Raw genomic sequence first — 25,763 nt, forward strand, 5'->3', positions numbered from 1 at the left:
GCAAGTGCAGGGCGGTCGGGAGCCCATGACATTAATGCCGGCAAGGGCAGAGGGGGGCGCGAAGGATCGCCAACAGAATGGCTTCTTAGGCTGAGGTCCGTTTGAACCACCCCTGGCCCTTCAGCCCGGCCCACCCAATCGCGGCGGCGACAGCACGTCTTCCGCCGAAATAGTCCGCGCCTCCGAGGGCAGCATGATCGGGATGCCGTCGCGCACGGGATAAGCGAGCTTGGCAAGCCGCGAGATCAACTCGCCGCGCACCGGGTCCCAGGCCAGCGGCCCCTTGGTCAGCGGGCAGGCCAGCAGCTCCAGCAATTTTGGATCGACATTGACCGACTTGCCGTCACGCCCATCCGCAGCCATTGGATCCCCCTTCAGCCATCGGCTCAGCCCTTATTGCAGGCTGGAGCCAAAGTCCTCATTCTCGCGCGCCAGCGCCATTTCGGTGATCGCGATCAGCGTCTCCGCGCGGGCTTTCAGGTCGGGCGCCTCCAGCAGCGCCTGTTTCTCGGCCGGTCCGTAGGGCGCCATCATCGACAGCGCATTGACCAGCATGGTGTTCTCGGCGCGGCTGACGCTTTCCCAATCGGCTTCGAGATCGTTGGCCTGCAGATAAGCGCGAAACGCTTTCAACAGCGCCGGCCGGTCGACCTCGCTTGCCGCCTGGTCTTCGGCAAGATCGGTGAGGAACGGCGCCAGCTTGCATTGCCGGAAAGGCGTCTTCACCGGCAATTCGCTGGTGATGCGGAAACGGCAGACGCCCTGCAGCGAAACCAGATAGCGGCCGTCGCCGCTCTCGGCCATCGAGATGATGCGCCCGGCGCAGCCGACATTGCACAGTTCCGGCTCCCCGTCGGCGCGCAACGCGCCATTGAGGCTGGGCTGGACGATGCCGATCAGCCGCGCGCCGGCGATCGCCTCATCCACCATCTGCAGATAGCGCGGCTCGAAGATGTTGAGCGGCATGCGCCCGCCCGGCAGCAGCAGCGCGCCGGCAAGCGGAAACACCGGAATGGTTGCCGGCAGATCCTTGCCGACCCGGTAAAATGCGTTTCCGACCTGCACCTTCACTCCTCCGACCCGCTTCGGGCGCGATGTTATCGGCCTAATCTGGCGCGGCGGCCGCCGACCGCAAGGCCCGACAGCCACGCCCCGGCAATTTGGCCGGCAAACGGCTCAGGAAAACAGCAGCGACGACAATTTGCGCCGTGCCGCCAGCGTCGCCTCGTCGGTCATGCCCCAGGCCTCGAACAGTTTCAGCAACTGCGCCCTGGCGCCGTCCTCGTTCCACGTCCGGTCGGCTTTTATAATCGCCAGAAGATTGTCGGCCGCCGCATGGCGCTCGCCCTTGGCGTTCTGGATCATGGCGAGGTCGAAACGCGCCTGGTGGTCGCCGGGATTGGCGGCCAGTCGCTGCTCGAATTCAGCTGGATTGCCAAGTGCTGCCGCTTCCGCAGCCAGCGTCATCTTGGCACGCAGCGCGGCAAGTGCCGGCGCATTCTTCTTGGCCTCCGGCGCCGTTGCCAGCAGCGCCTCGGCGCCGTCGCTGTCGCCGGCCTCGAACAGAAGCTCGCCCAGCCCGGCAATCGCCTCGATCGTCTCCGGCGCCTGCGCCAGGATGGCGTCGTAAATGTCGGCTGCGGTCTGCGCATCGCCCGCCGCATGCGCTTCCGCCGCCGCGGCCAGTGCTTCGGCGACGGGCGGCGCGCCATTGCCCTTGCCGCCGACCTTGGTGATGAACTCGGCGATCTGGCTCTCGGGGATGGCGCCCATGAAGCCGTCGACAGGCTGGCCGTCCTTGAAGGCGATGACCGCCGGGATCGATTGGATGCCGAGCTGGCCGGCGATCGAGGGATGATCGTCAATGTTCATCTTGACCAGCTTGACCTTGCCGCCGGCGGCCTTGATCGCCTTTTCCAGAAGCGGCGTGAGCTGCTTGCAGGGCCCGCACCACGGCGCCCAGAAATCGACCAGTACCGGCTGTTTGCGCGATTCCTGGATGACGTCGGCGGTGAAAGTGGCGGTCGTGGTGTCCTTGATCAGCTCGCCAGCGGCAGGTGCTGCGCCGGGTGTCGGGCCAAGTGCCGACTTGGCCGGCTCGGCGCCGCCATATTGCACGGACGTGGTGTACTGGCCAGAATTGCCGCCGAATTGGCCGCCAAACGGATTGTTGTTGTCGCTCATGTCGTCGCCCTTCCGATCGCGCCCAGCGGAGCAGCGCGACGTCCTTAACTAGAGGTCAGTTTTCGCCATCCATGTGGCGATCAAGCCGAGACTTTCAAGATAGCAGCATCATGTCCGGTTGCCTCGACGAATCTGATGAGGTCGGCGGACGCGATCGACGTCGTCGCCTCATTGGTCAGCGGATGCGCGTTGACTGTCGCATGTGCAATCAAATCCTGGTCGAGCACCACCTTGACCCGTCTTTCGGTGTCGTTGATCAGCCCGAACACGGTGACCGCGCCCGGAATGACACCGAGCAGCTCCATCAGCATCTCCGGCTTGCCGAACGACACCCGGCCGGCGGCGCCGATGATCGTGTGGATCTGCTTCAGGTCGACGACCGCCTCCTCGCCGACGCTGACCAGGAAGAAATTGTCCTTCTTGTCCTTGAGAAACAGATTTTTCGTGTGCCCGCCCGGTATCTCGCCGCGCAGCGACTGCGAATCGGCCACCGTATAGAGCGGCGGATGGCGCACGGTCGACACTGATATGCCGAGATCGGCAAGAAAGGCGAAAAGCTCGGCTTCGGTCTTCGGCATTGGTGGTCTTCCCCTGTATCGGCGCGCGGCAAAGCCGTTTACGGCCAATGATGCCGCCGAGACAAGACCGTCATGCGGGAAGTCGATGAACCACCCGCGTGGCCGACAAGGTTCCGCCAAGCGATTTGGCGCGACCAAAAAGCCCGTCATTTCCCTGTTGCAATCGCCGCGCTCTTCAGCCATATAGGCCCGGCTTGCGGCCAAAGGGCCGTGTGAGCGGGTGTAGCTCAGGGGTAGAGCACAACCTTGCCAAGGTTGGGGTCGAGCGTTCGAATCGCTTCACCCGCTCCAGTTTCCTCTAGGGGAATCAAGCGATGAAGAGGCGCCTTTCGGGGCGCCTTTTGCTTTTTCCAGACCGGCGATGTAAGCGCGTTGCGGGACACTTGTTCTCCCTCAGAACCAGGCGCAGGTAAGACGGCGTGGCGCACAATCCCTCGGGTTCAATTTCGGCGAAAGGCGGCACCGCATCCGAAGCGCTTGCTTGGCTGGCGTTGCGGAACGCCGCGTCCGAATGCGGCTCAGGCTCGCGCTCGATCGACCCGCAGCCCCTGCGCGCGCTGCCGGCGGGACGCAAGTGGGCGCGTGAGATCGCCAAGGTGATCTTCGATGGCCTTGTGGCAGGAAGCCTTTCGGTGCCGGGGCAACTGGCTGCCCGGTGGGACAGCTTCGGCAGCGCAACCACCGCATTGATCATCGAACTCGGCAAGGTCTGGGACAATCCCGCAGCGGCTCGCCGCGTCCAGTACCAGCTTGAGCAAATGCTTCTCGAACCCGACGATCTTGCCACGCCGCGCAGGCTGGCGCGAACGCTCGGAATTCGCGTCGACGCTCGCAATCCGACCGCGACCGAACTGCCGGAAGGCATCGATCAGATTTATGCCCATCTGATGCTGGATGGCCGGATCGAGGCTGTAGTGCAGTTCGGTGCACTCGGGACTGTGACGAGCGATCATTGGATTGAATTGATCCTGGATGTAGTGCCTGCTGAGCGGCTTGCGGGAGGATCGCCTGCACCGCAAAAGGGCGCCGGCGCGACCACGTCAACACGCCTGCAGCCGAGGCGTCGTTGACCATGGCGGGAAGCGAGCCCGATCCGGACAGCCACTTCGGCAAACTCGCGCAATTGGCCGCACAGGCGCATGACCTGGTTCGGTCGAGCGCTGAACCGTCAGAGCCTGTTACGCCGCGCCGCGCACGGGTCGCGGACAAGCACGACAAGGATCGCACGGCGTTCTGGAACAGCTATTTCGCGACCGAGGATCCCTGGAACTACAGCTCGCTCTATGAGCAGGAAAAATATGAGCGGCAGATCGAGATCCTGCCTGCCGGTCCCATCGGCCGGGCGCTTGAGCTGGCCTGTGCGGAGGGCCATTTCACGCGGCAGCTGGCGCCGCGCGTGGGCCATCTGACCGCAACCGACATCTCCGCCATAGCCATCGAGCGAGCCCGCGCCCGATGCAACAATCAGGCGAATGTCGAGTTCGGCGTACTCGATTTCGCTGCCGACACGCTGCCGGGTGAGATGGATCTGATCTTCTGTTCGGAGGTGCTCTACTATCTGGACGATCTCGCCGAGTTGCGGCGCATCGCCAAGAAATTTGCCGAGGCGTTGGCGCCTGGCGGTAGTTTCATCAGCGCACACGCATTCGTGCTGCGTGACAATGTCGAAAAGACGGGCTTCGACTGGAACACATTCGGTGCCCAGGCGATCTCCGAGACGCTGGCAGCGACCGAAGGCCTGGTGCTCGAGCAATCGATCCAGACCGAGCTCTACCGCATAGACCGCTTCCGCCGCCTATCGCCGGGCGATGTGGCGACGGACCCGGTGATCGATCATGTGCCGATCCGCGCGCCCATCGAAATCGGCGTCGCGCGAAATATCGTCTGGGGTGGGGCGCGAGCCTTGCGCCGCGACGTCGCACGTAACGAGCAGCGCCAGCATATCCCTGTCCTCATGTATCACGGCGTTGCCGATGAAGGTCCGGCCGCGCTCGCTCGCTTTCGGCTCACGCCCGCCGCATTCGCCAGCCAGATGGGATGGCTGCGCGCCAATGGCTTTCACGCCATTGGCTCCGAGCAGCTGGAAGCATCCATCGCCAACCGTCAGCCTTTCGTCGGCCGCCCGGTGCTCATCACTTTCGATGACGGCTTCCAGAACTTCGCCGACCATGCCTGGCCGATCTTGCGCGCCAACGACCTGAACGCGGAAGTGTTCCTGGTGACGGACCTGGTGGGCGAAAGTGCAAAGTGGGACACCGACATCGGTCCGCCGACGCCGCTTATGGGCGCCGGGACGGTGCGACGCCTCGCTGCCGAAGGCGCCTTCTTCGGCAGCCACATGGCGACGCATCGCGCCATAGATGGTCTGTCGAGCGCTGACCTGGCCGCCGAGCTCCTGCGCTCTCGTCTGTTCATCGAACGCTGGACCGGCCGGCCAACCAGGGCGTTCGCGGCCCCCTTCTCCGTCACCGACCGACGGCTTGGCCGGCTGGCTAGGGAGTGCGGCTATCGAGTAGGCTTCGGCCGCAGGCACGGGCCGGCGGACCTCCATAGCGATCTCATCGACCTTCCGCGCATCGAGATTCGCGGCGACCGCTCGCTCGATGACTTTGTCGCCACTGTCGAGGCCGTGCTCGGATAAACGGTGAACTTGTCAGTTCATTATTGGGCGACTTGCGACACGGCTGACATCAGCTCCTTCGGGTTTGGGGCGCCAAACATGTATCGCCCACCCTCCGGGACCTCCGTGAAGCTCCAGCGGACGATCCCCTGCCGGTCCAGCAGGAACTGACCAACCAGTTGTCCGTGTCCCGTGGCCATCATCTGCTCGTCGGCTTCGGTCAGTTCGTAGTGGTCCTTCTTGTCGAGGATTGCGGCGGCTGTCATCGGATCCATGGGACCGGGCAATTCGCCAGCTATGTCGACCCGCATGTCCTGTGCCGCTGCCATCGCGACCTTGTACGGCCAGTTCGTCTCGTTCTCGGTGAATTCGAGATTGGGCAGTCCAAAAGCACGATGTGAAGCGCGTTCCGGGTCCGACGCCGCAAGCAGGTTCGGCATTGGATGGTAGCGGAAATAGAGCCGCGCCCGTTCGATCGGCGTGTTGACCACCGTCAGGCTCTCCACGCCCTTTTCGCGCAGCTCCGGATCGAGACGCGCCTGAGCGGCGATGTGGCGCCGGCAAAACGCACAATGCAGACCTCGAAACAGGCCGACCAGCACCGGTTTTTGCCCGCGAAAGTCGTCAAGCGCAATCTTGCCTTCCTGGGTAATGGCGTCGAGTATCAGGTTCGGCGCCCGGTCGCCCGGTTGAAGCGGTATCAATCCACTAGGCGCGGACATGTCCAACCCCCTATCCCGGCTAGTCGAGAAAAGGCAGCACCACAAGCGCTTCCGGGTCGAGCCCGTGCTGGGCGCATATACCCTGCGCCAGGGAAAAGTAGCGTTCGGCCTCGGCCAGATTGTCGAGGTCGAGATTAAGCGTTGCGAGTCCATCATAGCACGGAAACAGCAGTTGGGGCTCGCCCGTTTCGCGGGCTACCTCCAGTGCTTCGTGGAACAAGCCGATCGCCAGTTCCGGATGGCCGTTGCACTGGTGGATCTGCCCAAGCACGATCAACGGCACTGGCAGGTGCTCGCGCTGGTCGAGCGCCCGGTCAATCTCGATGGCCTTCTCGGCAGCAGGCACGCCCTCCGTTGGACAGCGATCCGTGAAAGTACAACAAGCTACCGCCAGATTGGCGAGGAGGCGCGCCTGGAAACCCAAATCGCCAATACGGCGCGCCACTTCAAGACCGCGCCGACAGACCTCCATCGCCTTCGCCGGATCGATGGTCGTGTAGAGCACCCCGAGATTGGTGTAGCCGCGGCAGGCCGCGCCCAGCAGACCGGCGGCTTCGGCCAATTCAATGCTGCGCTCAACCTCACGCACGGCTTCATGGTTTCGCCCAAGGCGAGCCAGCGCAACAGCCTTGGTATTAAGTGCCTCGGCGGTCACGAGGGTGGCATCATCGGAGACATGTTCCGTTGTCAGAGAGCGTACGCAATCCAGCGCCGCGTCTGCCCATTTTGCCGCGAGAGTGTGATCTCCGCTGCGGAACGCCTGTCGGCCACGTTCTTGCCAGAGATGCGCCTGCTCGATCGGGGCATCCGCTCCATCGAGGAGCGCTGCCGCTTCAGCGTAGCGCGATTCCGCGTCGTCCCGCTTGCCCACGTCCCAAAACAGCCGACCGATCTTGCGCAAAACGCGCGCCGCCGCGACACGATCGGCTGACTCGCGATAGGCCTGCAGCACCGCCTCGTAGTGGCGGTGTGCAATCTCGCGGCGGCCTGCCGGGCCGCTCAAATCGGCAATGCGCTCTGCAATTGCCAGTTTGAGCGGTGTTTGCCCGATCGCGCCCAACGCAGTCAGTGCTCGCTCGTAGAAACGAAGGGCGTCGTCATTGGCGTATATCATGCGAGCGCGATCTCCCGCCGCCTGCAGGTAATGCGCGCCCCTCTCCCGCTCGGCGCTCTGAGCGAAATGATGACCGAGCACGGCCAGATCCTCGAACCGTTCCGGCTTGTCGCCGCACAGTTGCTCCAGGGCGGCACCTACCCGGCGGTGGATGTCGGTCCGGCGTTGCAGGAGCAGATTCTGGTAGATCACGTCCTGCAGCAATGTTTGCGTAAAGCGGTAGCTTTGCGACGAGACCGAGCCTGATCCGGCAACTTCCTCGATGATTTCCGCATCGCAAAGCAGTTCGCAGCCCGCTTCCAGTCGGCCGGGGTCGGCTGCCACGGCTTTCAGAAGCGTGGCATCGAAGCGCGGGCCGATTACCGCGGCTTCCTGGGCCAACCGGCGCACCTCTTGCGGCAGCCGGTCGACGCGAGCAAGCAACATTGCCTGGATCGTGGCGGGGATGCCGGTTGCGACTTCGCCTGCCACGGTCCGCCATTGCTGGCCCTCGCGCACCAATACACCGCGATCGATAAGGCCGCGAACGATCTCCTCCAAGAAAAGCGGGTTGCCGCCCGCGCGCTCGAGGATCTGGTCGAGAAGCCCTCCTGCGGCGTTTACCCAGCTCTCGCCGAAAAGCGCCGCCACCAGGCGGCGTCCGTCATCGCTGTCGAGCGGCGAAAGCCTGAGCGCTGTGTGGCTGACCCGACTTGAGTCGAGTTGGTCGTTGTCCGACGCCGGACGATGCGTGACCAGCAACATCAGCCGCGTGCGTTCCAGTCTGTCCATCACGAAACGCAGTGCCTCGAGCGAGACGGAGTCGGCCCAGTGCAGGTCTTCGACGACAATCAACAGCGGCGACAACGCAAGCCGCCGTTCCATGATTGTGCGGACCGCGTAGAGAATTTGCCGCCGCAGCTGCTCGGGCTCGACATGCTGCAAGGTGGCATCGGGGTCGCCGAGGCCAAGCACATGGTAGAGCAAAGGCATCAGCCGCTTCGCCTCCTCGCCCTGCAGGCCGAGATCGGCAAGCAAGGCTGCGAGCTTGCCCCGCATTTCGTCCCCATTGTCGTTTTGCATCATCCCGGCAGCGCTGCGCACCACTGCACCCAGGGCGCCAAATGATTGTTCACCCAGCGGTGAGCACGTGGCCTGCCGCACGGCGACGTTGCGAAAACGATCCTCGTCGCCGACGCGGGCGACGAACTCCTTCACCAACCGCGACTTCCCGATACCGGCTTCGCCGACGAGGCGGACAAGCTGGGCCGAGCCGCCGCACGCCAAGTCAAGGCTCGCCAGCATTCTGTTGAGCTCCGCATCACGACCTATTATGGGCGCACTGAGGCCGAGCGCCTCGAGCCCGCGCGCTGCACGCGGCGCCGCAAGCGGTGCATCCAGTCGGTGGACGAGCACACTGCCAGCCTTGCCGCGAAAGACGACATCGCCCAGCGACTCGTACGAGAAGGCATGCCGGGTCAGCCTGTGCGTGAGTTCGCCCACCAGCACCTCACCCGGTGCAGCCAGCGATTGCAGGCGTTGCGCCGTATTCACCGTGTCGCCGGTCACCGAATAGGATTTGGCGGTGCCGATGCCCAATCCGCCAGTAACGACCGGACCCGTGTTTATGCCTATGTGGAGCAGCAGCGGCGAGCCGGAGTGGCGGGTGCTTTCACCGAGCCGCGCCGTCCGGGCGATCATGTCGAGAGCGGCTCGAAGCGCACGTTCCGGATCGTCCTCATGCGCGACCGGCGCACCGAATAAGGCGAGCAGAGCGTCGCCGATGAATTTGTCGACGAAACCACCAAAGCCTTGCACGGCCGCCGTCAATTCCTTGAACAGTTCGTTCTGCAGCGCCTGCATGACCTCGGGGTCGAGCTGCTCGCTGAGTGTCGTGAAGCCGCAGAGATCGGCGAACAGCACCGTTACCGTTCGTCGATCGGCGTCGGAGACGGAATGCGGCCCCTCTTCGCTTTCGATGTTCGGCGATGGAGCTCGAGAGGGCTGCGCAATGGTGCGGCTTGGTGTCGGAGCAGGCCGTTCGGCAGCTTTTGCGGACGCACCGACGCTTGCCCCACATTTAGGACAGAACTCGAAATCAGGTGCGCAGGCGTAGCCGCAACTGGCGCATGGCACGGGCTGGCGGCGGCCACACTTCGGACAGAAGGCGTAACCGCCCTCGATCTCGAAACCGCAGCCCGAGCAGTTCATGGACACCTCACCAGAGCATGATGCCGAAGAGTGTGAAGCGGTTTTCGGACGACATCATGCTCTATCTCTTTGACCTTGGGCCATGACGCGTGATCTCGCCACGCTCGTCACGGCCGGGGTATTCACAAGGATGAACCGATAGTCGTCAACCGGCAAGCGGCAGCGCAAATGGGCATCGGTCTGGGTTCGGCGGTGGAGCACTGCCGATACGGGCGGCTGCGTGGCCGTGATTTGCGAAAATTTCCTCGTCCCGCCGTCTTCCTGCTATGATGGAGATGAGGAGGCGACCCATGAGCGAGAACCGTAAGCTGGCCGCAATCCTGGCTGCAGATGTGGTCGGATACAGCCGGCTCGCGAGCGCGGACGAAGATCGTACCTTGGCGCGGTTGCGGGCACTGCGCAGCGACCTGATCGATCCGATCATTGCAGTGCACCACGGGCGGGTTATCAAGCGTACCGGAGATGGGGCACTGGTTGAGTTTCGCAGTGTGGTCGATGCCGTGCGCTGCGCCGTTGAGATTCAAAACGGTATGGTTGAGCGCAATGCCGGCGTACCGCAGGAGCGCCGCATCGAGTTCAGGATAGGCATCCATCTGGGCGACGTGGTCGAAGAGAGCGATGGCGACCTGATGGGTGACGGCGTCAACATCGCCTCGCGTCTGGAGGGCGTTGCGGCGCCCGGCGCCATCTGCCTGTCCGAGGATGCCTATCGCCAGGTCAAGGCCAGGCTTGACCTCTCGGTCAGCGATCTCGGCAGCACACAGCTCAAGAACATCGCCGAGCCGATCCGGGTGTATTCGCTGCAGGTCGGCGCCGGGGCCAAGGTGGCCGTGACCTCGCAAACCCCGACGAGCCCTCCGGCTGCGGCAGCGCCGCCGAAACTGTCGATCGCCGTGCTGCCGTTCGCCAATATGAGCGGTGATGCCGAACAGGACTACTTCGCCGACGGCATCTCCGAAGACATCATCACGGCGCTGTCCAAACTGTCACAGCTCTTCGTCATCGCTCGCAATTCGTCGTTCATCTTCAAGGGCCAGAACGTCCATGTGCAGGATGTCGGCACGAAGCTCGGCGTGCGCTATGTCCTTGAAGGCAGCGTACGCAAGTCGGGGAACAAGGTACGCATCACCGCGCAGCTCATCGATGCAATCTCAGGCGGCCATCTTTGGGCGGAGCGGTTCGATCGCGATCTGACTGACATATTCGCCGTGCAGGATGACGTGACGCAGCACATCGTCGGTGCGCTGGCGCTCAATCTGACCGAGGATGACCGTCTGCGGCTGGCGCCCGAACACCAGCGCAACCCGGAGGCGTATGACTGTTTCCTGCGGGGCCGGGAGCTGTGGCACCGGCTGACGAAGGACACGAACGTCGCGGCCCGCGAGCTCTTGCAGCGGGCCATCGAACTGGACCCGAAATTTGCCTCTGCCCACGCTTTCCTAGCCCTCACGTACGGGCTCGATTACCTCAACAGGTGGGGTGCGTCGGACTCGATGGCGCAAGCGGAAGAGGCAGCAACGCGAGCGGTAACGCTGGATGACAGCGATCCCTGGGCGCACTGGGCGCTGGCATCGGCCAAGCTTTACACACGGCGGCACGATGAAGCCATCGGCGAGGTCGAGCGCGCGATAGCCCTCAATCCGAACTTCGCCGAAGCGCACGTCGCCCGCGGCGAGGCGCTGTATTATTCGGGTAGACCCGCGGAGGCGCTAGAGAGTTTCGCCCGGGGAAAGACCTTGAATCCATACTTTCCGGATGTGCTTCTGCACTTCCAGGCTTTGACATCGTTTCAACTGGGAAGGTACGAAGAGGCCGTCGACCTCTTGCTGCAACGGCTGGCTCGCAACGCTGTCACCGACGTCTCGCGTGCGCTTCTGGCCGCATGCTACGGCCATCTGGGCCGTTTGGAGGAGGCCCATACGGCATGGCAGGACCTGCTTCGCGTCAATCCCGCCTATTCGCTGGAACACCGTCGCAAGGTCTTGCCTTACAAGAACCCTGCCGATTTCGAACTGATGGTAGAGGGGCTCCGCAAGGCCGGCGTGGTGCAATGACGGGCTAAAGCCCGGCCGGATCAGAGGCCCGAGGCCCGGCCGATCTTGCGCCATCGGGCGTTTTCGCGAACCGGTTTCAGGTCATCGGTCGTCTCGGCAAATGTCCGCAACCGGTATTGCCGCAGCAGGTCCGGGAACAGCGCCCCTTCCGGCAGTCCGGCAAGCTGCTCGCGGACCGAGATCTTTTCATCGATGACCCGCATGCCCCAGGCATTTTCCCGAACCTGCAGCTCGGCGGCCAGATCGCGCTCTTCTGGCGCGTTTTCATCAAGCGCAGCCAGCAGGATCGAGTGGAAAAGCGCGACATAGCCAATCTGTCTCAGGCCGCCCACAACCCGCACGCGCGGCAATATGGCAAGGGCAAGGAACATCAGGAACAAGTCCGGCAAAAGCAGGCCGTCCAGCAGTGCCTGCTGGAGATGCGGCCGCTCGAACGGGATGGAAAGACCATGCGGCCTGTCAGGCTCGATCAGCCGCCCGTTCTCGAGGACGAGCTTGCGCACGCGCTGCTCGCGGATGCCCCAGAAATAGTCCGTGGCATTGGGCAGGAACCTGCCAAATGGGCCCGATGCGGCTTCTTGCAAGGCATGGTCGAGACGCCGGCGCCTTGCGGGCTCGAGGAGCAGCCTGGAAAGAAGGCTGCCTTCATCTTCCAGATGCCGCGACACGACAGTCGCGGCCAGCCTATCATCGATGAAAACCGGCCGAGCCATGCCGGAACGATCCCAATCGGCGACCAGATCCTCGTTGAGTTCTGTCAGCGCATCGGCGGCGGTTGCAAACACCTTGTCCTGGCTGGCAAGCAGCGTGCCCAGCCAGCTTCTGGCATCCGTCTCATTGCCCACCGTTTCGAGCGCGCGCCCGTTGAGGGCGACGGGACCGGCCGCGCAGGCGCTTTTGCGGCACAGTTTGTGGCGCCCCATGCCAAACAAATTGACCTTGTCGTCGCCGACATCGAGCCATCCCGGCCCTTCCCGGCCGGTTGTCTCCATGGTCATGGTCGTTCCCATGAAGCCGAAAAAAGCCGACAGCCCGTTTTCGACCGCGCCGAGCCAGGCAAGCAGCAGGGCATCGAAGGTGATGCGATCCATCAGAAGCAGGCAGTGCAGGCCGGACTGGATAACCGGTCTGTGGTCGAATTCGTCGAGGGCCTTGCCGATCGCTTCAGGCTGCACGATCGCACCGAGGCGCTGCTGCAGGACGTCGCGCAGGATCGAGCGGGCAGCAATCGACGGGGCCGATCCAGGCCTTGCCACCGGCCGCCACAGATGGCGGGCATAATCGGAAACCGGTGCATTCCAGTTCTGCTCGATGTCACGCACGACCTCCGGGCAGAGCAGCGACAGCACGGCCAAAATGTCCACCGGAGGGGCAAGGGCAGGGACGGCGGTCATCAGAACCGCAGCCGGGCCATGCTCAGGAGGTCGTGGTACTGCCCGTCGGTAAAACCGGCCTTCACATGCCGGCCTTCGACCTCGAAGCCATGGCTTGTGTAGAGACGGATGGCCGGTTCGTTGTCGGCATAGACAGTCAATTCGACCCGCTTAAGGGCGCGCCAATTGTCGGCCACGTCAAGCAGCGCGCCTAGGATGGCAGAGCCGATGCCTCTGCCGACAAAACCATCGTCAAGGCCGATATTGATCTCGCCGATATGCGAGCGGCGCGGCGAACCCTGCGCGACCAGGCTGCCGTGGCCGACAACCTTGCCGTCCAACTCGGCAACGATCCAGGTGGTTTCCGGGCCGGACTTGGCGATGCGCCGCTCCACCTGCTCCACCATCTCGAACGGCATCCTGAGCGTGCCCCAGCGGAAGCCCGGCATATTGAAGATAGCGCACAGCGCCTCGGCATCGCTTGGCCGGACAGCCCGGAGCTGCGGCTGGATTTTCTCGGATAAGGAGGTCGTGCTGGTCATGGCTTTTCCGGCTACAGCAATTCCAGGAAAAGTGTGAGCGGTTTTCCGTCCGGAATTGCGTCAGAACAAAGGACAGAGGCAATATGCCCGGCACGATGCACCGGACGTCACCTGAAAATCCAGCCGTCTCTGCGACCTATGCCGATTGCGCGGCAAAATGCCGGGAGGCGGCGTAGAGTTTGAGGATACCGCTGACGCCGATCCAGCCGAAAAGGGCGAGCCAGCACAATGTCCCGGCCGCCGTCCAGTCGATCCGGTGCACGGCGGCGTCGGTGATGACGAGGCCAAGGACGGCAAGCAGGCCAACCAGAAACTGCGCCAGGCCGAGCACCAGCAATTCCTCACGCGGCGCACTTCTCCAGACGAGATAGGTGCCGCCTGCACCCGCGAGGAAGATGGCGCTGTAGACCTGGGCGTGGAAGGCATCGATCGGCCATGGCCAGAAGCCACCGAATGTCAGGGGAAACAGCAACAGGCCGACGCCGTAGGCCCCGAGGATCGTCATTTCCACCGGTAGGTAGGCGCGCCATGCGGGGTTCAAGATCACGCCTTTTGCAGAAGGGCGGGCCCTTGCCCGCCACAGGAACAGCCCGGATACCGCGGCTGACGCAAGATAGACCAGAAACCAGAGCCAGGGGGCTTTGCGCTCGAAGTTGAAATAACCGAGATTGATGAACGAAGCCGCCGACACGATGACGGTGAAGATGAAGGCCATGACCAGCACGAGCCTGCCGGGCGACCAGCGATTCCAGACCAGCAGCGCCGCCATCACTGCCATTTCGGCGGTGTAGAAGCCGCCGAGGAAGCGGGCATTGAACGGCGTGACGGCCCAGGGCCAGCGCGGCTTGACCAGCGCAGGCGCGAAAAACAGGCCGGCCCCGACGATCAGGACGATGATGACCCCCGCCGAGAAAAGGCGCAGGGCCGCCGGAAATGGCGGGTTGTCGCGTGTCGGCATGGAGAAACCCCAGAGATGAACGCCCCATGGGCTATCATAGTTTGGAATTCAACAAATGGAAATTGACCTGTCACCAGGCTTGTCCATTCGAATGGCCGTCCGGTCCGTTTAGCAGTATGATGGAGCGTTCGGGTCGAAGATCGGTCCGGCCAACACGCCTAGAGCCGGATGATTTCAGGTCTGTCCGACCTGAAATCTGAATCCGCCTCTGAATCAGGAAGAGCATGATGTCGTCCGAAAACCGCTTCACACTTTTCGGCATCATGCTCTAGCGGCGCAATTTCCGGAGCCTGCACGATGACCGAAGCTCAGGATCTGTTCTCGCTTCTGCGGCAATCGACCGATGTCGATCCGCAGGCAATCGACGCAATCCGGCAAACCATCGCCGAGGGCAAGGACCGCGAACTTTGCCGCATCAATGCGCTCGCCTTCGCCAGCAAGCATGGCCTCGACGAGGAACGCACCATAAGCGCCTTTCTCCATGCGGCGCGGGTGGGCATCTTCGACATTTCCTGGAATGTTCTGTGCCCCGGCTGTGGCGGCGTGCTCGACACCAACGCCACGCTGAAAACCATGCAGAAGGACGAATACACCTGCGCGCTGTGCTCCCAGGGCTATTCGCCGACACTCGACGAGATGGTCGAGGTGACATTCACCGTCAGTCCCCGTGTGCGCAGGATTGCCGCCCACAATCCACACGAACTGCCGTTGGTGGAATATTACCGCCAGATCTACTGGGCGTCCGGGGCCGATCTGCCGGACGAGGATCTGGCGGAAAAGATGGAAGCGTTCTCGCTGGAAGATATCGAGCTTGCGCCCGGTGAAAAGGCGGTTCTGCACATCCAGCTTCCGCCCCAATTCATCATCGTCTTCGAGCCGGTCACACATTCGGCCCAGTTCATCGACGCGAAGGGCGAACCGGCAAAAGAGCGGCGAAACCTCTCTCTGGCCTTCGACCGCGACCATGTCCAGAGCCAGACGCTGGAGATGCAGCCCGGCCCATTGCGCATTTCGCTGGAAAACAGGACCGACACGCGCGTGCTGCCGACGGTCTTCATCGCCTGCCCGGTATTGCATGATTTCCTGGGCAAGCGCCGGCCCTTCGTGACCGCCAAGCGCCTGCTCACCAACCAGACGTTCCGGGATCTCTATCGCACGGATACGCTCGACATCAACCAGCGCCTGAAGATCACCAGCCTGACCTTCCTGTTCACCGATCTGCGCGGATCGACCGAGCTTTACGAGCGGGTGGGCGATCTTTCAGCCTTCGATCTCGTGCGCGAGCATTTCCAGGTTCTGCACGAGATCGTCGCGGCGGAGGCAGGCGCGGTTGTGAAGACGATCGGCGATGCGGTGATGGCGACCTTCGCGACGCCTGACCGTGCGATTGCCGCGGCGCTGCGGATGCGCGACGCCATGCGGGCGCTCAATGACAAAAGCGGGCGCGAGGACCTTCTGCTCAAGATCGGTGTTCATGCCGGCCCCTGCATAGCCGTGTCCATGAACGAGCGGCAGGATTATTTCGGCCAGACGGTCAACATTGCTTCGCGGGTCCAGAACCTCGCCAACGCACAGGCGATCTTCGCCACGCGTGCGGTGGTCGACGACAATCTCACTGCCGATTTGTTGCACAGGAACGCGCTGACGCCCGTGCCGCACGAGGTCTCGCTGCGCGGCATCGAGCGGGAGATTGCGGTTTATACGATCCCCTGAAGAGTTCTCTACCGCTCACACGCGCTTGCAGAGGAAATAACGGTCGGCGGGCTCCGAAGTGGGCGCCGGGAGCTGTTGCAGCAGCGGGTGATCGAGCGGCGTGCCACTGACCGCGAAGCCGCCGACGCGAAGCAGGCTCGCAATCAGATCGGGAAGCCAGGTAGCGGTCACTGCATCGCGATCGTCATAGCCGGTGCCGATGTCGGCATGAACAAGGGCGGCTTCGATGCCAATGAACTTGCGGCCCGTCTCGCGTATTTCGCCGAGCACGAGGTTTTCAGCTTCGGGAATTGAGCTAGTGTGCGCGCCAACTTCGCGGTCGAACACCACGATCCGGCGCCCGGGCAGAAGCTCGCGCAGATGGTGGAATGTCCGGCCATTGCCGAGGCCGAGCTCAAGCACAAGCCCCTCCATCTTCGCCACCTCGGGGCAGATTCGATTGAGAATGTCGCGCTGCGCGGTCATCCTGCTGATGAAATTATCGAGGCGACTCATATGCGATTGTGTGTCCTGAACCAGATCAAGAGATCGGTAACGCCCGCGACAAGAATTGTTCACGGGTGAATCCCGAAGCTGACGCGCTAAGCTCGATTGCGAGTCGGCACATATAGGGGCGGACAATAAACAGTGCAACAACCGTACAGGAGGCCGGCAAGCGACATTCCGGGTGGCGTCGGCGGCACTATGCGTGGCGGAATGGCGATCTCACTTGTAGGGGTCCGCGGCGTCCCGCAAGCCGTCGCCGAGGAAGTTGAACGCCATGATGACGAGGATGACCGGCAGCATCGGCAAAAGCAGCCATGGATAGAACGCGATCACGCTGACGCTGCGCGCCTCTGTGAGCAGGATGCCCCAGCTGGTGATCGGCGCTCTCAGGCCGAGCCCGAGGAAGCTCAGCGCCGTTTCGCCCAGGATCATGCCAGGGATGGAGAGCGTCGCCGTCGCGATCAGATGCGACATGAAGCCGGGAATGAGATGCCGCCTGATGATGCGGCTGCTTCCGGCGCCCATCAATTGCGCCGCCAGAACGTAATCCTCCTCGCGCAAGGCCAGAAGCTTTGAACGCACGGCGCGCGCCAGTCCGGTCCAGTCGAGCAGCCCGAGGATGACGGTGATGCCGAAATAGATCAGGATCGGACTCCACGTTATCGGCATGATCGCCGCCAGGGCCAGCCATAGCGGAATGCTGGGAATCGATTGCAGGACTTCGATTATCCGTTGGACGATCAAGTCGAAGATACCGCCGTGATAGCCGGCCAGTCCGCCGATGACGATGCCGAGCAGGAAGCTGAAACTGATGCCGACGAGGCCGATAGTCAGTGAAATGCGTGCGCCATAGATCATGCGCGAGAGCACGTCGCGCCCCAGCCTGTCGGTGCCGGCCAGAAACAGCTGCCCGTTTTCGGCAGGACAGACAAAATGCCTGTCACCTTCGATCAGGCCCCAGAACCGATAAGTGTCGCCCTGGCAGAAGAAACGGAGCCGCTGAACGTCGTCGTGGTTCTCGATGTAGTTCCGCTTGAGCGTGTCCATATCCAGCGTCATCTGGCGGCCATAGACGAACGGCCCGACGAACTCGCCATTGTGGAACAGGTGCACGTGCTGCGGCGGCGCATAGATGTAGTCCATGTTGCGCGAGTGCAGATTGTAGGGCGCCAGGAACTCGCAGATAAGTATCCCGGAATACAGCACTGCCAGGAATATGCCGGATATAAGCGCAAGCCGGTGTTTGCGGAATTTCCACCACATCAGCCGCAACTGCGATGCCTGAAAGACCTTCGATTGCTCCGGCGTCATCGCCTCGACCGACTGCAGGTCGAAGGGCGCGCCGGAAATGTAGTGTTGCAGTGGAGCACCCGGAGCGGGCAGCGGCGAGTCCTGCTTCATTTGGTGCTGCCACCCTGCAAACGAATTCGTGGATCAAGCAGCGCCAGCGCCAGGTCGGAAATCAGCACGCCGATGACCGTAAGGAAGGCGAGGAACATCAGGAATGACCCAGCCAGATACATATCCTGGCTTTGCAGCGCCTTGATCAGCATCGGCCCGGTCGTTTCCAATGACAGAACGATAGCCGTGATTTCGGCGCCGGAAATGATGGCAGGCAGGATCGAGCCGATGTCGGAAATGAAGAAATTGAGCGCCATGCGCAGCGGATATTTGACCAGCGCCTTGAACGGATGCAGGCCCTTGGCGCGCGCCGTAACGACATATTGCTTGTGCAGTTCGTCGAGCAGATTGGCGCGCAGCCGCCGGATCATGCTCGCCGTGCCGCCGGTGCCGATGATCAGGACCGGGATCCAGAGATGGGCGAGGATCGACTTCGCCTTGGCCCAGCTCATCGGCTCGCCGAGATATTGCTGGTCCATGAGGTGGCCGATGGACGTGCCGAACCAGATGTTGGCGAAATACATCAGGATCAGCGCCAGCATGAAATTCGGAATGGCAAGGCCGAGAAGGCCGAAGAAAGTCAGGCCGTAGTCGCCCCAGCTGTATTGATGCGTGGCGGAGTACATGCCGATCGGAAAGGCGATGAGCCAGGTGAAGATGATCGTGACGAAGGAAACCAGCACGGTCAGCCACATTCGGTCGCCGACGACGTCGCGAACCGGCAGCTCATATTCGAAGGAATAGCCGAAATCGCCGTGCAGCATCCCGCCCACCCAGTAGAAGTAGCGAATGACCGGCGGCTGGTCGAAACCATATTCCTTGCGCATCATCTGGATGCGGTCGGAATCCACCGCTTCGCCCTGGGCCCGAAGCTCAGCGACATAGCTGTCGAAATAGTCGCCCGGTGGAAGTTCGATGATGGTGAACACCAGCGCCGATATGACCAGCAGCGTTGGAACCATCACGGCGATGCGCCAGACAAGATATCGAAGCACGCTCAGGAGCCTCCAAGCCAGAATGTGTCCAGCAAATAGACACCGAAATAGGAGGTCGGGTCGTAGCCGTAGAGTGCTTTGTCAGGCAGGTTGCGCAGCCGCGAGGATACCAGAATCGGCTGAAGTGTTTCGTTCACCGTACCGATAGAGAACACCTGATCGGTGTAGATCGACAGCATCGAATTCCAGATTTCGGCGCGCTCGCTGGATTCGGTCGACCCGTTCCAGCGCTTGAGCAAAGCCATCAACTCGACCACTTCAGGAACATCGGGCGCCTCACCCATCTTGCCATGCGACAGATAGTAAGCGCCCCAGAGCGGCCATTGCAGCTGGTCGTCGATGGTTGGGGCCAGCTGGTATGGATTCATGTCGGCGGTCGGCACGCCATTGTCGATGCCCGACGACATCGACATCAGGATCTGGCCGCCAAGCGCGCGGCTGCGGAAGATGTCGCGCTGCGAAGTCCGGATGAACAAAGCGATGCCGATCTTGCGCCAGTGATCGGTGATGAGTTCGAGCGCATCGGTTTCCAGCGTGCTTTCGCCGGCTGTTTCCACGATGATCTGCGCCGGGCGTCCATCGGGAAGTAGCCGCAGGCCGTCATCGTCACGGGCCTGAAGCCCGACCTCGTCAAGCAGCGCATTGGCCTGGTCGGGATCGTGGGCGATCCAGGCTTTCGCGAATTCCGGCCGGTAGAGCGGGCTCTCCGGCAAGACCGTGTCGGCGCTTTCCTGCGCCAATCCGTAGAAGACGGCCATGTTGATCTCGCGACGGTCGACAGCGAGCGAAAGGGCGCGTCGCACGCGCACGTCACGCAAAAGGCCGCGCCACACCGGGTCGGCACAATTCAGATTGGGCATGAGCGCCAGCCGCGAACCCTGTGTGCGTTTCCACAGATGCATCTTCACCGGGTAGCGCTTCTCCGCGTCCTTCAGGAAGGAGTAATCGCTGAAGTCGATTCCCATGCATTGCAGGTCGCTCTCGCCCGCACCGGTCTTGGCGGAGATGATCGCCGACGAGCTGACATTCATGATGATCCGGTCGACATAGGGCAGTTGCCGGCCGTTCTCGTCTGTTCGATGAAAGAACGGGTTGCGCTCGAAGATGAACTGCTCGGCCGGCGGCTTGGTCCGGTTCTGCCAGGGGTCGAGTGTCGGCAGATCCGGGTTCTCCGGGCGATACTGCCGCGACATGCGGATGTGCAGCAGCGTCCATTTTGCGGTCCGGTTCTCCTTCATCAGGCCGGCGAGCCGGAATGGATCCTGATATTTCTTGTGGAACTGCTTGAGATAGGCGGCTGGCAAAACAAGCGGTGTCGGCGAAGCAGCGGCAAGTTTGGGCAGGAAGTCGGGATTGGGCGCGTCCCAACTGTAGCGGACCGTCAACGGATCGACGATCTCGAAACGTGGCGGCTTGCCGTCCGCCAGCAGGGCAGGGGCGAGCCCCCCTTGCGAAAGCTCATCGTTCAGCCAGACATCTTCCCAGCAATAACGAAAATCCTCCGGCGTCAGCAGGCTGCCGTCTGACCATTTATGGCCTTCCCGAATCTTGAACGTGAAGACGCGATCGTCCTTCACGTCGAAACTTTCGAGAATGTCGGCCTGAAAGTTAAGCTTCTCGTCATAGCCGACCAGCCGGGAATACCCGTAGATCGTCATCATCCGGATATCTTTCTGGCTGCCGATGATCGTACGCAGCGTGCCGCCATACTGGCCGGGCTGCCGGCCCATCGCGGCGAGGTTCAACGCGCGCGGGCTCTTGGGCAGGCGCTCCGCGAGTGGCGGCAGAGCCCTGGCTTTCAGCTGCGGCTGAAGAAAATCCGGCTCCAGATCGCCGGCGCGCGCCGTGCCCGGCAGAAATGCCGAAGCCATGAGACCAAGGACAGTGCGGCGGCTGATCAATGGCGTAACTCGCTGACATCGGCCGAACGTCGGGCCAGGACGAGGTGGCCGCCGCCAAGATCGAGCGGCGACAGCATATCCTCTTCGCCCTCGTCGCGGAATTGCGGGCCCCATGCGCTGGTGTCGGAAGCGCCGCCGAGCTTCAGCGTCTTGAAATCCATGGGCCGGTCGAGATCGGGGAAAGGGACTGCGGCGAGCAGTGAGCGCGTGTAGGGGTGGATCGGTTTCCTGAGCAGAATTTCGCGCGGCGCAAGCTCGACGATACGCCCGCCGCACATCACGGCGATGCGGTCCGCCATGTAGTCCACCACCGCCAGATTGTGGGATATGAACAGGTAGGTCAGGCCCAGTTCCTTCTGCAGGTCCTTCAGAAGGTTCAGGATCTGCGCCTGCACGGAGACATCGAGCGCCGAAACCGGCTCGTCGCAGATCAGCAGTTCAGGCCCCAGCGCCAAGGCGCGCGCAATGCCGATACGCTGACGCTGCCCGCCGGAGAAGCTGTGGGGATAACGCTGGATGAAGCGCGGATCGAGCCCGATTGCCTGCATCAGGCTCTTGACCGTGGCTAGCCGGGACGCGGCATTGCCACGTTGATGGATTTCCAGCGGCTCGCTCAAGATGTTTTCCACGGTCATGCGAGGCGAAAGCGACGAGACCGGATCCTGGAAAACCATCTGGAGTTTCGCCCGCAGCAAGCGCAGGGCGTCTCCCTCGGCTTCCAGGACGTCGATCGGTCCGTCGCGGCCGTTGAAGATCACGGAGCCGCCGGTAGGGGTGACGGCCCGCATCAGGATCTTGCTGACGGTGGTTTTGCCGCAACCGCTTTCGCCAACCAGGCCCAGGCACTCACCTCGCCTGATGTCGAAGCTGACGCCGTCCACGGCGCGAACAGAGGTCTGATGGCTCCCGCTGAACCATCCGGAGTTGCGGATGGTGTAGACCTTTTTCAGATCCCTGACCGACAGCAGAATGTCGTCCGGCCCCTTCGCTTCCGGCGCCGTCTGCTTGCCCAGCAGGGTCCCGACATTCACCGGCACCTCGCGGAGCGCCTTCAGTCTTTCGCCAGGCTTCAGGTCGAAATGCGGAACGGCTGCCATGAGGCCCTTCAGGTAAGGGTGGCCTGGCCGGCGGAATATTGCCTCCACAGGGCCTGCTTCCATGATCTCGCCATGGTACATGACGACCACCTCGTCGGCGACATTGGCGACCACGCCGAGGTCGTGCGTGATCAGCAGCATTGCCATGTTGAGCTTGGTCTGGAGCCCACGCAGCAATTGCAGGATTTGCGCCTGGATGGTGACGTCCAACGCCGTCGTCGGCTCATCGGCGATCAACAGAGCGGGCCGGCAGATAAGCGCCATGGCGATCATAGCGCGTTGCCGCAATCCTCCCGAAAGTTCGAACGGATACATGTCGTAGGCGCGCTTGGGATTGGGAAACCCGACGAGGCCGAGCATTTCCTCGGTCCGTGCCTTGCGCTCCGTCCGATCCATGTGCGTATGAATCTGCAGGGATTCGCTGACCTGGTTGCCGATCGTGTGCAGCGGCGACAGCGATGTCATCGGCTCCTGAAAGATCTTGCCGATGCGGCTGCCTCTCAACGCCCGGATTTCGGGTCCGTCGCGCGGCATCTGCAGGATATCCTGCGTCGTGCCGGGCTTTTTGGGATCGGAAAACAGGATACGGCCGCGAACATGGGCCGTGTTCGGCAAGATGCCCATCACGGCCTGGCTGAGAACCGATTTTCCGGAACCGGACTCACCGACAAGCGCGGTGACCTTGCCGGGCAGGACGCGAAGATTTGCCCGCCTGACGGCATGCAACGGTCCCCCGACAATGGCAAAAGAGATGCCAACATCCTCGATCCGCAGCAGATCAACGCCTGCATCCATTCCCACACCAGCCCCAATCTGGCGCCTCCCGACCGGCCCCAAAAAGCAAGACTAGCGCATTGTCAGCGCAGAGCAACTTGGATTCGAAACGAATTCCCCGGCGACCGGCGGCCGGACAGCATACCAGGGCGTCCAGATCGGATGGTGGTGACTACTGGAGCTTCCTCCGGTCGCCCGCCGACAGCCGCGCGGCATCGCGATGAAGCAGCATGACCTGCTCGGCGTCCGATATCCGATCGTGAAACGGCTGCAGCGCAGCGTCTTCATCGAGTGCGAGAGCACCCGACAGATCGGGTGAAAGCACCGTCAGCTTCTGCTTGCTGCCCGCCAGTTCCTCCTCGCCGAGCGTCAGCCAGCTGTTGGCCCCGCAATAGCCGGCGAAGTCCTTGCTGGCGAGAACGCTGTGCGGATATTTCTTAGTCAGGGTCTGGAGACGCTGGACCTCGTTTACAGCCGAGCCGAAGACGGAGAATGTGAGTCGGTCGGTAAGCCCGACATTGCCGAACATCACATTGCCGACATGAAGGCCGATACCAAATTTTATGTCGCCCAGTCCTTGCTCTTTTCTGCGCAGATTGAGCTCCATCATGCGCATGCTGGCCTTGTGCGCAGCCGCAAGAGCAGCCTGGCAGGCGATCTCTGACTGCGCCCGGTGCCTTTCGCAGGGGTAGACGGCAATGAATCCATCCCCCAGGAAACTCATGATCTGCCCGCCTTTGCGATTGAAAGGTGCTGCGATGGCATCGAAAAACTGGTTCAGCGTATCGATATAGACTTCGCGGCCGGAGGTTTCGGCGAGCCTTGTCGACCCGCGCATATCGCCCATCACCAGCGCGGCCCGGATTGTGTCGCCCTCGCCGCGCTTGATCTGGCCGTCCAGCACGCGCCTGCCGGCGTCACCGCCGAGATACGTGGTCATCATGTTGTCGGCGAGCTTGGTGAGCACCGCCATCTTGCTTGCTATAGCGAGATGGTTCTGGATCCGCAGCAGCGCCGAAATCATGCTGTCGCTGAAGCCTGAAGCACTGTCGGTGGACCAGGACCCCAACATGCCCTGACTTGTATCGCCGTTGAAGGGATGGACGAAAGCCATGTAATCGGTGACGCCCATAAGCCTGAGCTCATCGAAAACAGGAAACTCCGACCGCACCGACGGGTCGAGCCGGCGCCGCAGATGGTCGAGCTTGTTGCTGAGCAGATGGTAGTATGGGCTGGTCAGGAATCTGTCGGAATGGACGCCGTTCTCACTCCGGAAGCCTTCCACTTCCAGGCCTTGGCCGCGAATCCAGGTGAAACCGAGCGCGTCATAAAGCGGATGCAGCATCGAAAAGCTCAAATGCACCCGCTTCAGCGGCAGGCCGGCAGCAGCCAGCCGTTCACAAAAACCCTTGACCAATGTTTCCAGGTCGTCGCCCGCCAGCGCCGATTGGGTCAGCCAATCGGCAACCTTATCCATGAGAATGTTGGAAATTTCTGTTTGCGCTGTGCTCATGCTATCTCGAAACCCGTCGAAGACGAGCCATCTCCTTTGATCCGCAAAATTCTCGAAGTCAATGAAGCCGGCTTCGGGGGCAGAAGCCGGCGAAGAATATCCCGAATGACTGTCCTTGCAGGAAGCAAGCAGACGTCGACCGCACAAATCACCTGCAACACTATGTGGCGAGGCTGCCGGCGAAGTGCAATCCCGATCCTGACATCGCGCAAATAATTGGTCGGCTCAGGCACCGTCGGGCTCGCCGGGTCCCAAGAACCATGGCCGCGGCGCATTGCGGAAAATCGATTCCCCAAGCCGTCATCAGACCGGCGCCTTCGCCTTCAGGCTTGCGGCAGCCATTGCATAGCCGCCGGCGGCGCCATCGATGAAGTGAACATGCTCGCGCTGCAGCGGCGAGATGACGAGGCATGTCATCAAGGCCGACTTCTGGCGGTGCAGGCCATAGTTGCAGATGCCGGCCTCTTCCGCTTGTTTCAGCCGGTTCTCGATCCGCTGCAACACATCCGCGTCGACGTCGATGGTCATCTTCAAGCCGTCGTCGAACTTGCGGAAATCCGAATTGCTGGCCACCTCGCGCTTGTAGACCTTCGGGTCGAAACCGCCGATCGTCCAGCCCAATTTGTCGGTGACGGCCGTAAGCGTCATCAGGAAGATCACCCACAGCTTGGCCAGCCACCGCCGCCCCGGCGGCGCCGTGGCCCGTGCCTCGACATCGAGACCGGCGGGCAAGAGACTATAGGCCGGACCGTCCACCGGCACCGGGTGGCCATCGCGCTCCTGCCTGCCGGCAAGGGCGATGATGTCGGAAGCCAGAAACTGGAAACCACGCAAGTCGCGCGATGCCCCGGGCACGGCTATGATCGAGACAATTTCGCCATGCCGGGCTTCGATCGGGTTCCAGCGGCAGGAGAGGCCGGTCAGATCCGGCCGCGCGCCGGCCGGGGCGGGGTCGACGCGGTAGCGCCCGGCTTTCATTTCGGCTTCCGCCCAACTGCCGCCGCCGCCGGCGAACATGGCATAGAAGGCTGCTTCGGAGGCCTGGAACCTCGCCACGCGAACGTCGAGGCCTTGCGCTCTTATGTCCTTTATCGGCACGATTGCGGCACGCAAGGTCAGGTCCAGTTCGTCCGCCACCCATCTCTGGACAGAAGCCAGCGCGTTACGGGCGATCTCCAGCGCCGAGCCGGGAAACGCCACGAGCGCGCCGTCGCCGCCGAAGACGAAGGGAAGATCTTGCCGGCCCAGTGCATTGAGCAGCGCCGAAATGACGCTGGCGCCGGCCATATTGACGGTTTTGTAGCGCCCGGCTTCGATCGCCTTGGTCGAGCCGACGATGTCGGCGGTGGCCAGCGCCCAGCCATCGGGGAGAGGCCGATAGTTGTCGATATCGGCAACGCTTTCGAACTTTGCGAAGACCGGCAAAGAAGCGACGAACGGGTCGGACGCGACAGCTGTTTCCATAAGCATCAGATAGCACATTCCAGCGCTTGAAGGTGAAGTCGATCATGCCTCGAAATTGACTTGGGCAGGCTTTGCGATGATAGG

Annotated in this window: 20 protein-coding genes and 1 tRNA gene; 5 read left to right on the forward strand and 16 right to left on the reverse strand. The window is 62.3% G+C overall.

The window, feature by feature from the left end; translation table 11 throughout:
- Positions 1-120: 120 nt before the first annotated feature.
- From NKI37_RS28105 to NKI37_RS28120, 4 genes are all read right to left on the reverse strand, one after another.
- Complete coding sequence (locus NKI37_RS28105) at positions 121-363, reverse strand: Trm112 family protein (protein ID WP_023672122.1); 243 nt, start codon at positions 361-363, stop codon at positions 121-123.
- A 30-nt stretch (positions 364-393) separates the two neighbouring features.
- Positions 394-1,065 carry an LON peptidase substrate-binding domain-containing protein gene (locus NKI37_RS28110; protein ID WP_023685086.1) on the reverse strand — a complete coding sequence of 224 codons (672 nt, stop codon included), beginning with the start codon at positions 1,063-1,065 and terminating at the stop codon, positions 394-396.
- A gap of 111 nt (positions 1,066-1,176) precedes the next feature.
- Positions 1,177-2,184, reverse strand: coding sequence for a thioredoxin (gene trxA, locus NKI37_RS28115; RefSeq protein ID WP_023685085.1), 1,008 nt, complete (start codon positions 2,182-2,184; stop codon positions 1,177-1,179).
- 80 nt (positions 2,185-2,264) lie between these two features.
- Positions 2,265-2,762 (reverse strand): prolyl-tRNA synthetase associated domain-containing protein, encoded by a 498-nt coding sequence (locus NKI37_RS28120; protein WP_023687634.1) that lies wholly within the window; start codon positions 2,760-2,762, stop codon positions 2,265-2,267.
- Positions 2,763-2,978: 216 nt separating this feature from the next.
- On the opposite strand from NKI37_RS28120, the gene NKI37_RS28125 reads away from it, so the two are divergent.
- From NKI37_RS28125 to NKI37_RS28135, 3 genes are all read left to right on the forward strand, one after another.
- Positions 2,979-3,053 (forward strand) — tRNA-Gly (locus NKI37_RS28125).
- 128 nt (positions 3,054-3,181) lie between these two features.
- Positions 3,182-3,832: a hypothetical protein gene (locus NKI37_RS28130; protein WP_352790591.1), complete on the forward strand. Its 651-nt coding sequence runs from the start codon at positions 3,182-3,184 to the stop codon at positions 3,830-3,832.
- Positions 3,833-3,834: 2 nt separating this feature from the next.
- Complete coding sequence (locus NKI37_RS28135) at positions 3,835-5,403, forward strand: SAM-dependent methyltransferase (protein ID WP_352790593.1); 1,569 nt, start codon at positions 3,835-3,837, stop codon at positions 5,401-5,403.
- 20 nt (positions 5,404-5,423) lie between these two features.
- Here NKI37_RS28135 and NKI37_RS28140 read toward each other — a convergent pair whose 3' ends face one another.
- Both NKI37_RS28140 and NKI37_RS28145 read right to left on the reverse strand, forming a co-directional pair.
- Positions 5,424-6,104: a redoxin domain-containing protein gene (locus NKI37_RS28140; protein ID WP_352790595.1), complete on the reverse strand. Its 681-nt coding sequence runs from the start codon at positions 6,102-6,104 to the stop codon at positions 5,424-5,426.
- A gap of 19 nt (positions 6,105-6,123) precedes the next feature.
- Entirely contained in the window at positions 6,124-9,408 is a 3,285-nt protein-coding gene (locus NKI37_RS28145) for an adenylate/guanylate cyclase domain-containing protein (protein WP_023672128.1), read from the reverse strand.
- 290 nt (positions 9,409-9,698) lie between these two features.
- On the opposite strand from NKI37_RS28145, the gene NKI37_RS28150 reads away from it, so the two are divergent.
- Entirely contained in the window at positions 9,699-11,462 is a 1,764-nt protein-coding gene (locus NKI37_RS28150) for an adenylate/guanylate cyclase domain-containing protein (RefSeq protein ID WP_023687631.1), read from the forward strand.
- A 20-nt stretch (positions 11,463-11,482) separates the two neighbouring features.
- Here the strand turns inward: NKI37_RS28150 and NKI37_RS28155 are convergent, their stop codons facing one another.
- The 3 genes from NKI37_RS28155 to NKI37_RS28165 form a co-directional block, all read right to left on the reverse strand.
- Positions 11,483-12,856: a hypothetical protein gene (locus tag NKI37_RS28155; RefSeq protein ID WP_352712985.1), complete on the reverse strand. Its 1,374-nt coding sequence runs from the start codon at positions 12,854-12,856 to the stop codon at positions 11,483-11,485.
- Positions 12,856-13,377 (reverse strand): GNAT family N-acetyltransferase, encoded by a 522-nt coding sequence (locus NKI37_RS28160; protein WP_023685080.1) that lies wholly within the window; start codon positions 13,375-13,377, stop codon positions 12,856-12,858. Before NKI37_RS28160 ends, NKI37_RS28155 begins: the two co-directional genes overlap by 1 nt.
- Before the next feature lie 136 nt (positions 13,378-13,513).
- Positions 13,514-14,335 (reverse strand): hypothetical protein, encoded by an 822-nt coding sequence (locus tag NKI37_RS28165; RefSeq protein ID WP_352790596.1) that lies wholly within the window; start codon positions 14,333-14,335, stop codon positions 13,514-13,516.
- 297 nt (positions 14,336-14,632) lie between these two features.
- On the opposite strand from NKI37_RS28165, the gene NKI37_RS28170 reads away from it, so the two are divergent.
- On the forward strand, positions 14,633-16,048 hold the full coding sequence (locus NKI37_RS28170; RefSeq protein WP_023685078.1) for an adenylate/guanylate cyclase domain-containing protein: 1,416 nt from the start codon (positions 14,633-14,635) through the stop codon (positions 16,046-16,048).
- Positions 16,049-16,063: 15 nt separating this feature from the next.
- On the opposite strand, the gene NKI37_RS28175 is transcribed toward NKI37_RS28170, so the two are convergent.
- The 7 genes from NKI37_RS28175 to NKI37_RS28205 all read right to left on the reverse strand — a co-directional run bounded on the left by NKI37_RS28175 (position 16,064) and on the right by NKI37_RS28205 (position 25,697).
- Positions 16,064-16,543 carry a class I SAM-dependent methyltransferase gene (locus NKI37_RS28175; protein WP_023726700.1) on the reverse strand — a complete coding sequence of 160 codons (480 nt, stop codon included), beginning with the start codon at positions 16,541-16,543 and terminating at the stop codon, positions 16,064-16,066.
- 210 nt (positions 16,544-16,753) lie between these two features.
- The gene (locus NKI37_RS28180; protein ID WP_023702557.1) at positions 16,754-17,935 is read right to left on the reverse strand and encodes an ABC transporter permease; all 1,182 of its coding nucleotides are present in this window, start codon (positions 17,933-17,935) and stop codon (positions 16,754-16,756) included.
- A complete protein-coding gene (locus NKI37_RS28185) occupies positions 17,932-18,930 on the reverse strand; it encodes an ABC transporter permease (protein WP_023672136.1) in 999 nt (332 codons plus the stop codon). The genes NKI37_RS28180 and NKI37_RS28185 overlap by 4 nt, the downstream gene beginning before the upstream one ends.
- Before the next feature lie 2 nt (positions 18,931-18,932).
- Entirely contained in the window at positions 18,933-20,831 is a 1,899-nt protein-coding gene (locus tag NKI37_RS28190; RefSeq protein ID WP_352765790.1) for an ABC transporter substrate-binding protein, read from the reverse strand.
- A complete protein-coding gene (locus NKI37_RS28195; RefSeq protein WP_023672138.1) occupies positions 20,828-22,723 on the reverse strand; it encodes an ABC transporter ATP-binding protein in 1,896 nt (631 codons plus the stop codon). The genes NKI37_RS28190 and NKI37_RS28195 overlap by 4 nt, the downstream gene beginning before the upstream one ends.
- Positions 22,724-22,874: 151 nt before the next feature.
- Complete coding sequence (locus NKI37_RS28200) at positions 22,875-24,215, reverse strand: adenylate/guanylate cyclase domain-containing protein (protein ID WP_023726703.1); 1,341 nt, start codon at positions 24,213-24,215, stop codon at positions 22,875-22,877.
- 303 nt (positions 24,216-24,518) lie between these two features.
- Complete coding sequence (locus NKI37_RS28205) at positions 24,519-25,697, reverse strand: DUF3095 domain-containing protein (RefSeq protein WP_352790599.1); 1,179 nt, start codon at positions 25,695-25,697, stop codon at positions 24,519-24,521.
- Between the last annotated feature and the right edge of the window lie 66 nt (positions 25,698-25,763).

This window comes from Mesorhizobium sp. M0626 (genome assembly GCF_040320665.1).
Classification (GTDB): domain Bacteria; phylum Pseudomonadota; class Alphaproteobacteria; order Rhizobiales; family Rhizobiaceae; genus Mesorhizobium.